Source organism: Candidatus Phytoplasma citri (genome assembly GCF_002009625.1).
Classification (GTDB): Bacteria; Bacillota_I; Bacilli_A; order Acholeplasmatales; family Acholeplasmataceae; genus Phytoplasma; species Phytoplasma citri.
Window position 1 is genome coordinate 1 of record NZ_MWKN01000022.1, and the last position, 13,313, is coordinate 13,313.

Here is a 13,313-nt window from a genome sequence, read left to right on the forward strand (position 1 = left end):
AACTTGCTCGCACCGTTTGGACGGGGGCTAATTGTAAATAAAACAGTAAAGACAAATCGCTGCATAAAACGCAATTAATCTATCCGTATTATTGGTATTTTATTTGGAAAACAAAAATTATTAGAAAAATTATCTTCGCCTAATATTGGCGGAGGTAATATTTGTGAAGTTAATCATCAAAATTTTATTTTCAATGAATTACCAAACAAATTTGAACCAGGAACATTAAATATTGGTGCTATTTTAGCTTTTCGAAAAACTTTGAATTTTATTAGAAAAATTGGAATACCTCGGATTCAAAAACATACTAATGATATTATTAATAAAATCAAAAGTTTTTTAAAATTAATGCCTCAAATTATCATTTTTAATCCTACGTCAACTAATATGATTTTATTTAATTTTAAACAAATTCATGCTCATGATATAGAAAATTTTTTGAATCAAAATGATATCTTTGTGCGTACTGGTAAACATTGTGCTAATTTAATTATTCAAAAAATAAATCAAATTAGTACTATTAGAATTTCAGCTGGTATTTATAATAATGATCAAGATATAAATCGTTTAGTGTCTATTTTAAATCAAATCAAAGATTTAAATAGCATTTTATAATGAAAAAAATATGAAAATAAATCCGAAATAAATTAATTTTAATTTTTTTTATAAAAAGATAAATTTTTTTAAAATAAAAAAAATCAATATAATAAATAAAGGAAGAGGTGAATGCTAATTTATTTAAAAGATGAAGATAAAAAAATTATGTTATATCATTTGAATAATCCTTACAATCAAGGTTTATCTGATAATTCTAATTATTTATATTTTCGTTACCACAATAATTATTGTGGCGATGCGATCGAATTACAACTTTATATTATTGATTCTCATTTACAAAATATTCGCCATAATACCCAAGCTTGTTCAATTTGTTGTATTTCAGCAAGTATTATGTCTATGACGGTTCAAAAACAAAACATTCAACAAGTATTAGTGAAAATTAAAAATTTTTTAGCTATGTTAAATCAGCAAAAATTTGATATTAATCAATTGAATAAAGAATTACAAATTTTTAAATTTTTTTGCGATAACCCAAGTAAAATCTCTTGTATCAGTTTACCTTGGAAAGCTCTTGAAAAAGCCATAGAATCTTGGAAAAACAAAAAATATTTATAAAGTTAGCAATTTATCCCGTAATCAATTAATTTAAATTTAATTATAAATGATTAATTTAAATTCATAAAATTTTTATTTAAGATAAGAATTTAATAAAAAATATAATAGATTTATATCTATTAAAATGTTAATTTATTTAAATTTAAAAATAAAACAAAAAATGAATTTATAATTTTAATAATTATTAACATTAAAATATAATTGCTTAAAAATAATATGTAAGCGAATAATAATAAATCAAAAAAAATAAAAAATAAATCTTTTTCGAATAAAATAATTTAATTTACCAAAAATTTAATCAAAAATTAATTATTATGATTATCAGATAAATGATAAGGAATTTTAACAATTCCTGAAATAACTATATTAGATAATAAGAAAGGATGATCATTATTATAATCATAATTGATTTCGATACCATTGGGGATTATTTCTTTTTTTAATCGTGCTGTGTTATCTAAATAAATATACTCGAAAATATGTTTATTAGGCCATGTTTCTTTTATTAAACAGCCATTAAATTCATCAAATTCTTGAATATAACCGTGAGGAAAAATTATTTTAATAATATGATTGAGTGGATTATTATTTAAATATATAATTTCTGTATCTCGGGTAATTCCTTGGTTATCAGTAATTTTGGTAATTTGATAGTTTTTAGTATCATCCATTTCAACTATAGAATTATCTGGTAACTTAATTTTGGTAATTGAATTATTTTCTGATTTTAAATTTGGTTCTAAAGAAGATGCTGTTATGATTATGTTATCTTTTGTTGTCATTTGAATCGGTAATAAATGATTATCATATTTCATAATAGTACCATTAGGTAAAATTTCTTTTTTTAATTTATAAAAATAATTTTGATTTATTTTTTGCAATTGATATTCTCTAACTGATTTATCATTTAAAATATCTTGATGAATAAAACATACATAAAAACCGTAATATTCTCTTTGTTCGCCGATTGGAAAAATAATTTTTTGTATTGTTCGGGTTTTAGGATTGTATTCACGAATATATTCATGAGAAATTTCTTGAATAACATCTTGGTTATAATTATAGTTTCTAGTTATACCATTTAAAAAAGTTTCCTGTATTTTATGATATTTATAAATTTTTTTTGTTTCGTCAGGAAAATTTTCTTGTAATAAGTATTTATCAAATCGATAATCTTTATTTGGTAAATTTATTTTTTTTTTCTTATTATTATAATCATAATAACTAATGATACCATCAGAATTAATTTTACAAAATAAACGTTTTTGTTGATCATATTCTTGAATAGTTCCATCTAGACAAATAATTTTTTTCACATTAGCTAAATTATTTAAATCAAAATAAATATCTTGAGTTTCATTGATACTATCAATATCATGATTATGATCTTTTTGAATATTTGTATTGGTTTTTTGCTTTAACAATTTACCTGTAATATAATCATATTTTTTAATATTACCTTGTTTATCAATAATTTTAATAATTTTAATAACGTGATCTCCATCGTTAATTGGTATTTTATGGGACATTTTAAAATCTAAATTATCTTTTGATATTGTTAATTTGTTGAAATTATTTTTTTTATTCAAATTAATATAATCGTATACATGAATAAAAACCAATATCAATAACAATATTAATAATAATAAATAAATAAATTTATTGTTTGCTAATTTTGACAGAATTAAAAAACCTTTCTTTTTGGTGAGATATTATTTTAATAATGGTTAAAAATATAAATTAAATTGATCATAAATTGGAAATTATTTTTGGTTAATTATAAAATTATTTAAAAATTTAAAATTTTTATAATAATTTTATAATTTAACATAAAAATTAATTATCATTAATAATATTTAAGTCAATATAATATTATTTGAAATATTTATTGCAAATCTTTTTTTAATACGGATAGATTAATTGCATTTTTTTTATATTACAAACAGCTCCCGTCCGAACGGTGTGAGTAAGTTTCCCAGCACCCCACTTTCCCTAATCTACTCTCTTGTGAGAACTAATTTCCCCTTACGGTTGATTAGCTATTTATTCTTATTGTTCTTGTTTTTCTAATATCGTGTATTTGTTGATTGGTTATCTTTTAGTGACAATCTTTATAAAATATTTTTATTCTTTTATTCATGATCCTTTGGTAATTTGTATTGCGGACCATACCAATATGATGAACTGGAAGTTGGACTGTTTTGTCACAATTCTCACAACGTTCCGCCTTCAGACGGTCAGTTAGATGCGTACGACCTTGTAATATAAATTTATCGATAAAACCCTCTCTTCGCTAATGTTTTGTCGTGTTTTACCTGTCCCTCTTTTAACCAATTGTATTCGTACCTATATTCTTTCGCTAATTTTATGATTCAGCATCGGAATCATTACTTTTCCTTTGTAAGAAATTCTTAGTGGTTTTCTTATTTAGATTGCTGTTGGTAGGATTTACTTTCTCTAGACTTAATTATTTGATGAGATGGAATCGGAATGATTTGGAATTTTTTGAATCATCTTCAGTTTTAAATATTGAATAATTGGTGGGTTTTATTTATTGGACTATATCAGTTTTTTCTTTAATTCCAATAATAAAATAAAATTGTTCGCATAAAAAATATTTTTTTCAAAGATTCGAATTAGGATTAAGCCATCTACAGATATCTACTATCTTGATAGGCTTTCATTTATTCCATATTAAATTTTTCATTTAGACTTTCATTCATAAATCAAATTAGCTATTTTATTATTATCGATGTATTGTAAATAAAAAATAAAAATTCGCTAGGAGTTAAAATAGTTATTATACTTTGGGGACAATTATATAATGATTTATAATTGATACCATGGTACCATTGTTCATGATACCTACTGTATGGTTTTGAAGATTTTTTCATTTTTTAAGTATTTCTTTCAAGATATCGTGATTAATGATTTCAAAATAACCTTTAATATTGATATTTTTTTAATTTTACTTCCTACCATGACCTACTTTTAAGAACTACTGTCATTCATTTGGTTTCCTTTAAGAAAATGTTCTTTAGCACTTGTGTTATCGATGAGATAACAAAATATTTATGCTTATTTACCATAAATATAATAATATACGTGAATTAAATAATTTATAATTATAATAACATTGATATTATAACAAATCTCTAATTTAAAACGAATAATTCTAACTTATTTTATCTTTTATAAAAAATAATTATCAAATTTAAAATATTTTATTTATTTTATTAAAGATTCTATTTCTTCAATTTCTTTAGGAATTTTAGCAGATAAATTAATATTTCCTTTTCGTTTGACAACAATATTGTCTTCAATTCTAATCCCTAAATTTAAATGATTAATATATAAACCTGGTTCAATAGCTATAATGCTATTTTCTCCGATAGGTTCTTCTGCATCTATATCTATTAAATCATGTATATCTAATCCTAAATGATGACTAATACTATGATAAAAATAATTTTCAATTTTTTCTTCAAATCCAAGTTTTTTCATACCTATAGATAGCATTTGCTTTCCGTAATAATTTAAATCTTTCATACTATGTTCAGGTTTAACCCAATTAATTAATTCTTTATTAACATTTAATACTAAATTATAAATTTGATACTGTATAGGTGTAAATTTATTTCTAATAGGAAAACAACGAGTAATATCCGAAGAATAATCATTAATTTTTACTCCTGAATCTATCAAACATAAATCGTTATTATTTAAATAAGAATGATTTTGATGATAATGCAAAATTAAAGCGTTCTTTCCTGAAGCGACAATGGTTTCGAAAGCGTTTTGAGCTTTATTCATGCCTAAATAATAATGAAAATTAGCTGCTATTTCAAATTCATATTGACATTTATTTAAATTTTGAAACAAATACATTAAAGATTGATAATGTAGATCGATAGCATTTTTAATAGAGTTAATTTCTTCGCTATTTTTTTGTTGACGTAATTTTAATAAAATTCGAGAACTATTGGCTATTTCGATATGTGGCCAATAATTTAAACATTTATATAATTGTTCATAACTCCAAGAATATTTTAATTCTTTATAATGATTCGGAATATCAAAATAAATTTTGGGAGATAATAATTTTAATTCAGAAATTTTTTTATTAATCCAAAAATTAAAATCTTTTATTTTCAAAATATTAGCAAATGGAATTTCCGAAATATCGGTAATTTGTTCTTTATTTAATTGTTCATTGTTCCATAATTTATTCATAGGATCAATATCAGGAATAAATAAAAAATTTTGTTTGTTTAATAATGTTTTTATAAAAACTAAAATAATATAAGGTTGTTTAATACCCGTTAAATAATAAAAATTTTTATTAACTTCGAAAGGAAATAATTGATCTCCGCTTTTATATTGGGGATTGCCAGAATAAAATAAAGCTATAGAATTATTAGTTATACAATCAAAAAAATTTTTGCGATTTTTAAAAAACATATATTATAATACCTCTAAAAAATATTTATTTAAAAAACAATTTTTATAAATAAAATAATCTCGATTTATCAGTTTATTCATTTATAAATATTAAAATTTTAATTAATTTATTTATTTTAAGTAGTGATGAAATTTACTTGTGGATTATAAATTATAATATTATTATATTTAATATAATTTGATCTTTTTTAATTAAATTAAAAATATTTTAAAAAACTTTTTTATTTTGGAATTAAAATTCTAAAATTAAAAAGCGAAAGGTAAAAATAATTAAAAAATGTTTAACATTCGATTTAATTTAAAAATTATTTTATATACATTTTTATTTATACTTCATTTAATTATAATTTGGTTTATTTATTGTTGTTTTACAAATCGTAATCAAAAAACATTGCATTATTATGATTATACTTATACAAAAATAAATAATAATCAATATCTTGAAAATCGTCAAATAGTTGCGAAAATAGCTTATTTAGGATTGGAACAATTTTTTTTAGGTTTAAAAGATAATACTTTTAAAGATACTTATCAGATATTTTTAAAAAGTGAAAAACCGCCATTAGACATGGAAATAATTATGGAAAAAATTTTAAATCAAAAATTAGATACTGCATATCCTTTTTTGATACAAAGTACTATTGATTTTTTATCTAAAAAAATAAATAAAAGAATATCATTAATTATCGAAATAAAGAATTCTGATCAAACAACTTTTTCATTAGATTTCAATTCTTTATGCGAAATAATAGATAGTTCTATTCTTAAATTGAAGATGAAAAATTTTAATAATATACATTTTTATATTAAAGAATATAATGATACACCTGGAGATGGTTATTGTTTTTTCCATGCCCTTAAATATTTGTTAGATGAAACTATACCTAATTGGTTAGATCTAATTAACGAAGATTTAAAAAAAACCCCTATTAAAGTGAATATTAAAAATTACAAATAAAAAATCCAAATTAATTAAAATTAATAATTTATTAAAAATAATAAACAATATGGTTTATTAAAAGAAATGGTGACAATATGAACAAAAAAAAAACAATTACAATATATTTATTGTAATATTATTGATTTGGTTCTTACTAATTTTAAGTTATTTTATCATATTTTTTTTTCCGATGACGAAAACATCTTTGAAAACACCGCTTTTAAATATTTCTGATAATTTATCTAAAGAAAATCCTTCCATTTCTTTTAATTTAATTAATGCTATAAAAGATAAAACCTTTTATTATCATTTGTTTGGTAAATTTTCTTATTTGTCGGGAACTTCTAAAGCTGCAATAGAAAAACAATTAAGAGAAAATTTTTATTTTGAGCAGCAATCTAATGTTGAATATAATAAAAATACTGGATTCATTAAAATTTTTAATATTAATAAAATATTAAATCATAATATTCTAATAGGAGAAACTTTTTTTTTATTGAATGTAGGGTTTTGGAAAATGAGAGAGGTATGGACCTGTACTCTTCAAATTTATTTTATTGCATATAAAGATAATTATAGCAATAATTATCATTATAGAATAAAAGTTAAAAAAAGATAATATTGTTGTTAATAATTTTTATTATTCGCAATTAAATTATTTATAACATAAAATTAGATTAATAAATTATAAGAAATTTTATTAATTTTAAGTTATTACATTTTAATATTAAAATTTTTAATTTTTTATAAAACTTTTTGTTCATTATAAATTCATTATTTAATAAGAGAAATAATCTGAAAATGTATAATTCGAAAAAAAATTCATAATCAAAATTCCAAACATAATAATTTATTATTGATAAAGATTTTATTTGTTATTATAATTTTTTTCATTTTTATTTTTAAAATATTAAGTTTTTCTAATTTTCGATTATTAGGATATAATAATGTCAGACTTTTTGATAATTTTAAACAAGATATTTAACCTAAAATGGCTAAAGCAAATATTATTATTACACATGATATGGGAGAAATTTTTCAAGAATATGAAAGATTAACTAATTTTTTAAGTACTAATAATTTTAATACTTTAAATTATGATTTAATAAATCATGGTCAAAATATACAAAATCGGGATAAATCAGGAGATATTGAAGATTACCAAATCTTTAGATTTGCATAATATTGTAATGTTTTAAAAAGACAAAATAATTTGAAAATATTTTTATTAGGTCATTCGATAGACAGTACAATTAATAATTGTTATGTGTATAAATTTCAAGATATAGATAGAGTTATTAATATTGCTACATCTTCCGAAATTTTGAATAAAACTCAAGAAATTTTATAATCTAACAACATTAATTCAAATACTAAAATTATTATAATGAATAATTATACTGAGCCCCCAAAGATTAACTTTACAACAATCATAAATTACTAATAAAATCAATACTGTTACTACTTGTTTCATGTATAATACTATGTTTTTAATGATTACACAATTTCAAGAATATTTAATTAATTATGAATTTAATTATCCAAAACCTATTTTTTTATTGCATGGTCAACAAAATAAAATTATTCCTTTTGAAGATAGCCAAGAGTTATTTAAATTAATAAAAAAGTCCTAATAAACATTTAAAATTACATTATCAAGGTAATCATAATTTATTAAATAATACATTTTATATCTTTGTCTATAATATATAATTTTAAAAAAAATATAATAAAAAGATATAAATTTTCTTAAAATTATGCAATATTTGATACTTATTATATCTTTCTAAACCAAATATTATAATAAAAACGATTATTCAAAATCTTTTAAAATTACTTTTAAATAATATTATCTTAAAGAAAAAGAATTCATAATTTATGATAATTTTTAATAATTAGCCATAAAAAATGAATTCTTTTAAATAATTATAAAATCATTTTAGAAAGTTAATTCGAGATTATTTTTATATATATTGATTTAATTTTTCATTTTGCGTTTCATTAAAATTATTTTGTGTATTTTTATCTGGATCAAGTTTTCGCCAAGTTTTTCTAATTTCTGTAAGAGAATTATCATAATTTTCTTCATTTTGTTGTTCACTGTTGATATTAATTTCGTTTCTGATTATGAATAAAATAATAAAAATTATTGTTAATAAAATAATGCGATTAATTAATTTAATAAACATTTTAATTTGCTCCCGAAAAAAAATAATATTTTTTAAAAAAACATTTATTCTAGTATACTAAAAATATCTTAAAAAAAATTTAATATAAATTTGAAATTTATTTTTATATATGGAAATAATCATTTTATATAATTTTTTTTATATTTAAATTTTGTTATAAAAAATACTTTATATGTGACTAAGATTATATATCTTGCTCTCTAAAAGATATTAGAGAAATAATTTTCAAAAATTTATTATATTTTTGTCAAAGCAAAAAAAGGAGAATTACAAATATTTTATGATAATATCTAACTTTATCAAAACTATTATGGAAAAAGATTTAAAACAAAATAAAATATCTGAAATTATTACTCGTTTTCCGCCAGAACCAAACGGTTTTTTACATTTAGGTCATGCTCGGGCAATTATTATTAATTTTGAATTAGCTAAATATTTTCAAGGCAAAACCTATTTAAGATATGATGATACTAACCCTATGCGTGAAAAAGCTGTTTATATTGAAAATATAGAAAAAGACGTAAATTGGTTAGGGTATAAACCGGATAAAATTTTTTTTACTTCAGATTATTTTGAAATAATCTATCAAAAAGCTATTTTATTAATCAAAAAAAATAAAGCTTTTGTGGATGATTTAAATGCAGAAGAATTAAAACAAACAAGAGAAATTCAACAATGTTCTCCTTTTCGTGAACGTACTATTTCAGAGAATTTAGAATTATTTCATCAAATGGCTCAAGGTAAATTTAAAATAGGCCAAAAAGTTTTAAGAGCGAAAATTGATATGTCTAATCCTAATTTTAATTTACGTGATCCGGTTTTATATAGAATTTTAAATGCTAAAACTTTAAAACAACAACACCATTATATTTATCCAACTTATGATTTTGCTCATCCCTTAGCTGATGCTATAGAAAAAATTACTCATTCTTTATGTTCTTTAGAATTTGAAGATCATCGTCCACTTTATGATTGGATTATCAAAGAAACTGAAATGATTAATATTCCGAAACAAATTGAATTTGGTAGATTAAATATTGTTGGCACATGTTTAAGCAAAAGAATTCTTAAATCTTTAGTAGATTATAATTTAGTACGAGGTTGGGATGATCCACGCATGCCTACTTTAATAGGATTACGCAATCGCGGATTCACACCTTCGGCGATTAAGAATTTTATTTTAGAAGCAGGTCTTTCCAAAATAAATAGTAATATTGATAAAAGTATGTTAGATGCTTGTTTAAGAAATGATTTACAATTAAAAACTAAAACTATTATTGCTATTATAAAACCTTTAAAAATAACAATTACTAATTATCCCGAAAATCAAATAGAATCTCGCGAAATTTCTTATTATAAAAATAGCGAAAAAACCAAAAGAAAAGTTTTTTTTTCACGTCAAATATATATAGAACGTAGCGATTTTCAAATAAATAAACCTAATCAAGATTTTAAAAGATTATTTTTGCACGGAGAAGTTAGATTATTATATTTTTATTTTATTAAAGCATATAAAATAATAACAAATAATTTTGGAGAAATTACAGAAATTTTAGCTACCTACGATCCGATGACCAAAAGTGGTAGCGGTTTTAACCAACGAAAACCTAACGGTACTATTCATTTTTTAACTATAGAAAAATCTTCAGAAGCAACTTTTAATTTCTATTATGATTTATTATTAAAAGATAATAATCAAGAGAATTATCAAAAGTCTAAAGAAATAAAATATTTATTTAATTTTAACTCTTGGAAGCAATATAAAGGTTTTATAGAAAGCAATTTAGATTGCAAAAATAATTTAGAAAAATTCCAATTCATTAGACATGGTTTTTTTAATTTAGAATATCGAAAAAACCAAATAAGAAACTTTAATGAAATCGTAGCTTTAAAAAATAATAAAAAATATTAGATTTAATTGGAACTAATTAAACAAATACTATTATTTAAAAAAAACTCTCAGAATATTATATTAACTTGATCAAAGTTTTTTTATATTCTGAGAGATTATTTATTTGATAAGAATATTTCAATTAAGCAATAATACCAAATAATTATCTATAACTTGAAACTGAAATATTCCATGCTAACATACCTGGGGTTTGGCTTACAAATTTATAAAGCATTTCCCAATTACAATTCCATATTAATTTAGCTGCAGCTTCGACGATGTATCGTGAACAAATAGATAAAAGTTGATTATTTAAAATTGCTTCTTTTAGATTAGGATTTATTACTGAAGAAGATTGATTTGCTTGTATTTTTGAGTCTATAATATTTTTAATTTGTTGACTTATATCACTAAGTTCTTCAATATCTGAAGGATTTTCATAAAAAGCTCCGTTTGCCTGACATAACATGTCTAAACAATCAAAACAAACTTTTTTTTCTAAAGCCGGATCTGAGTCTCCGTTTAAATCAGATTTATTATTGTCCAAAATGTTTTGTAGTAATTCTAATTTTTGTTGATCGCTGAGATTTAGAATATCTTTACGAGATGAATCCAACGATTTAGAAACTAATTCATCATTTTGCGGATTAGCTAACAAAACATTATTATTACTAATAATAATAAAATTTAATAAAAATAATAATGATAATATAATACTAACCGGAAAAAACCTTAGTTGTTGAATTTTATTATTTTTCAAAATATTTTTATCCCCCTATAATATTTTATTATTTAAATAAATCCATAGTAACAACATAGGTGGCTACCAATATTATAACATATTTTATTTTTAATAATTTTAAAAATCATAAATAAGATTTTAACTTTTGTTGAAACTGATTTACTTTAATATTTACTAATTTAAATTTAATTATTTTTTTAATTAAATTTAAATGGATGATTATTTTAATTATAACAAAAAGGTTTTATTACTTCTTTAAATTTAAAAAATGTAAATAATCATTTTAAATATTTAACATTATTAGTGCTTATTCCTTTTATCATTGGGTTAGAATTATTTTTAAAATTTAAAAAATTTTTAGGAACATTAGTAGATATATATTTTTTTAAATTTCGAGGATTTTCGTTTTGAAACGAGGATTTAATTTTTTTAGATTTTGTAACTTTAATGTCAGACCCTCTTGATAATATTAAGATTATAATGGTAATAATTAAGACCAATATAATTATAATTTTATTAAAAAATGATATTTTAACGTATTTTTTTTTCATTTTATAATTTTTCCTATTAACTCAATTAATTTAGATAAATCAATTTCATTTTAGTGATAAGATTTGTATTTCTATCAATTATTACAATTAATTCCTATCCGAACCTGTGCAAACCAGTTTTCTGACACACAATTTTACACAATCCTAATAAATTACTAACTATTTTATCGTTGTAAATCTTGTTAATCTTCTCCCGGGTTAGGCGATTTAATAACTACTTTAAGGATGATTCAAGTATATTCTAAAAAGTTATTATAAATATTTAACTTGATATATTAGCTAGTAACTTTTCTTGTTTTAAGGTTTTTTTGACTGTCGGTAAGATTCCAGATTTTTTCATCGATAAACTCAATACCAAAACTATATCTTGTAATTTTTAGAATAATGATTATCAACAGTTTTTAGTATGACACCTATTTCTCTTAAAAAGGTATTTTATTATTTTTTTGAGATATTTGTTATTTTTTTGTTTAATTAAGCGAATATATTTCGGTAATGATTATTGGTAAAATGGCAGGATATTTAGGTTTTTTATACCATTTTTTATTTAGCAAATAATGTTTTAAATTTTTATTTATTAACAATCTATATTTATTTTAAAAAATTTTAAATTGAATCCAATAGAATAGTAATAATTTTATTAACGTTAAATTCTAACAAAAATTAATATTTTCGTCAATATTTTGTTTTTTTATTGGAATCATATATAACAAAATAAAAAATCAATGAAAAGTTAATTTTGTTTTTAAATTATCACAATTTACAATTAATAAATTTTAAAAATTATTCGATTATTTTGATTAAATTATAAAAAACTTTAATATTTAAAACATGCTATGTTTATTAATTTTTTCAATATTTAAGATTATATTTAGTAATGCTATCTATACGACAAAGAAAACCAGTTTTTATTTAATCTAAATCAGTAATATCTCTATACCAATTAGATCTGTTCTATGCGGATAATTGACATTATCGAATAGCTTCTAAAATAATTTTAAGAAGTTTTTTGAGTTAGAGATTTAAATTAAGAAAATATTTTTTAATTTTCAAAATTTGTAAAAATTTGTATTTAATCTTCCTGTTTTTAAAATTTTATCTAAAGTATGAATAATATTTCTGTATCATATTTGAAAGACGCTTTAACATCGATGACAACCAGCATTCAAATTGATATTAATTATGGGGACATGTATTTGTTTAAGTCTTATTATCTTTGGATAATCAGAATAATATTATCATCTTCTAATTTGTTTTTGTTAGGTGAGAGGATTATATCTAAATTAATCAAAGTTTAATCATTAAAAATCCGATTATAAGAAGAAATACTTATAAATAAACAGATTATTAGTATTTCTATGGA

12 protein-coding genes are annotated in these 13,313 nt (G+C 20.8%); 8 read left to right on the forward strand and 4 right to left on the reverse strand.

Going from position 1 to position 13,313, the window contains the following annotated elements:
- Positions 1-96: 96 nt before the first annotated feature.
- Positions 97-615, forward strand: coding sequence for an aminotransferase class V-fold PLP-dependent enzyme (locus tag B2G44_RS00900; protein WP_257616353.1), 519 nt, complete (start codon positions 97-99; stop codon positions 613-615).
- Between the two features lie 111 nt (positions 616-726).
- Complete coding sequence (locus B2G44_RS00905) at positions 727-1,176, forward strand: iron-sulfur cluster assembly scaffold protein (protein ID WP_078122982.1); 450 nt, start codon at positions 727-729, stop codon at positions 1,174-1,176.
- Positions 1,177-1,481: 305 nt separating this feature from the next.
- On the opposite strand, the gene B2G44_RS00910 is transcribed toward B2G44_RS00905, so the two are convergent.
- Together B2G44_RS00910 and B2G44_RS00915 are read right to left on the reverse strand one after the other, a co-directional pair.
- Complete coding sequence (locus B2G44_RS00910; protein WP_078122983.1) at positions 1,482-2,810, reverse strand: hypothetical protein; 1,329 nt, start codon at positions 2,808-2,810, stop codon at positions 1,482-1,484.
- A 1,594-nt stretch (positions 2,811-4,404) separates the two neighbouring features.
- Entirely contained in the window at positions 4,405-5,637 is a 1,233-nt protein-coding gene (locus tag B2G44_RS00915) for an aminopeptidase P family protein (RefSeq protein ID WP_078122984.1), read from the reverse strand.
- Between the two features lie 277 nt (positions 5,638-5,914).
- Between B2G44_RS00915 and B2G44_RS00920 the strand changes: the two genes are divergently transcribed.
- The 5 genes from B2G44_RS00920 (at position 5,915) to B2G44_RS02310 (ending at position 8,211) form a co-directional block, all read left to right on the forward strand.
- Positions 5,915-6,595, forward strand: a complete 681-nt coding sequence (locus B2G44_RS00920; protein ID WP_078122985.1) for a hypothetical protein — start codon at positions 5,915-5,917, stop codon at positions 6,593-6,595.
- A 187-nt stretch (positions 6,596-6,782) separates the two neighbouring features.
- Positions 6,783-7,196, forward strand: coding sequence for a hypothetical protein (locus tag B2G44_RS00925; protein ID WP_180372459.1), 414 nt, complete (start codon positions 6,783-6,785; stop codon positions 7,194-7,196).
- Between the two features lie 372 nt (positions 7,197-7,568).
- Positions 7,569-7,760: an alpha/beta fold hydrolase gene (locus tag B2G44_RS00930; protein ID WP_078122987.1), complete on the forward strand. Its 192-nt coding sequence runs from the start codon at positions 7,569-7,571 to the stop codon at positions 7,758-7,760.
- A 30-nt stretch (positions 7,761-7,790) separates the two neighbouring features.
- Entirely contained in the window at positions 7,791-7,928 is a 138-nt protein-coding gene (locus tag B2G44_RS02305; protein WP_180372460.1) for a hypothetical protein, read from the forward strand.
- 121 nt (positions 7,929-8,049) lie between these two features.
- Positions 8,050-8,211, forward strand: a complete 162-nt coding sequence (locus B2G44_RS02310; RefSeq protein ID WP_180372461.1) for a hypothetical protein — start codon at positions 8,050-8,052, stop codon at positions 8,209-8,211.
- Positions 8,212-8,541: 330 nt separating this feature from the next.
- On the opposite strand, the gene B2G44_RS00935 is transcribed toward B2G44_RS02310, so the two are convergent.
- Positions 8,542-8,766, reverse strand: a complete 225-nt coding sequence (locus B2G44_RS00935) for a hypothetical protein (protein WP_078122988.1) — start codon at positions 8,764-8,766, stop codon at positions 8,542-8,544.
- Positions 8,767-9,046: 280 nt separating this feature from the next.
- Here B2G44_RS00935 and glnS point away from each other — a divergent pair, with 280 nt between their 5' ends.
- Positions 9,047-10,678, forward strand: coding sequence for a glutamine--tRNA ligase (gene glnS / locus B2G44_RS00940; RefSeq protein WP_078122989.1), 1,632 nt, complete (start codon positions 9,047-9,049; stop codon positions 10,676-10,678).
- A 142-nt stretch (positions 10,679-10,820) separates the two neighbouring features.
- On the opposite strand, the gene B2G44_RS00945 is transcribed toward glnS, so the two are convergent.
- The gene (locus B2G44_RS00945) at positions 10,821-11,417 is read right to left on the reverse strand and encodes a hypothetical protein (RefSeq protein WP_078122990.1); all 597 of its coding nucleotides are present in this window, start codon (positions 11,415-11,417) and stop codon (positions 10,821-10,823) included.
- Positions 11,418-13,313 lie beyond the last annotated feature (1,896 nt).

Coding starts and splice junctions, on each gene's coding strand:
- B2G44_RS00935 (WP_078122988.1), bottom strand. CDS start 8,766: ATGTTTATTAAATTAATTAATCGCATTATTTTATTAACAATAATTTTT.
- B2G44_RS02310 (WP_180372461.1), top strand. CDS start 8,050: ATGTATAATACTATGTTTTTAATGATTACACAATTTCAAGAATATTTA.
- glnS (WP_078122989.1), top strand. CDS start 9,047: ATGATAATATCTAACTTTATCAAAACTATTATGGAAAAAGATTTAAAA.
- B2G44_RS00915 (WP_078122984.1), bottom strand. CDS start 5,637: ATGTTTTTTAAAAATCGCAAAAATTTTTTTGATTGTATAACTAATAAT.
- B2G44_RS00905 (WP_078122982.1), top strand. CDS start 727: ATGCTAATTTATTTAAAAGATGAAGATAAAAAAATTATGTTATATCAT.
- B2G44_RS00930 (WP_078122987.1), top strand. CDS start 7,569: ATGGCTAAAGCAAATATTATTATTACACATGATATGGGAGAAATTTTT.
- B2G44_RS00920 (WP_078122985.1), top strand. CDS start 5,915: ATGTTTAACATTCGATTTAATTTAAAAATTATTTTATATACATTTTTA.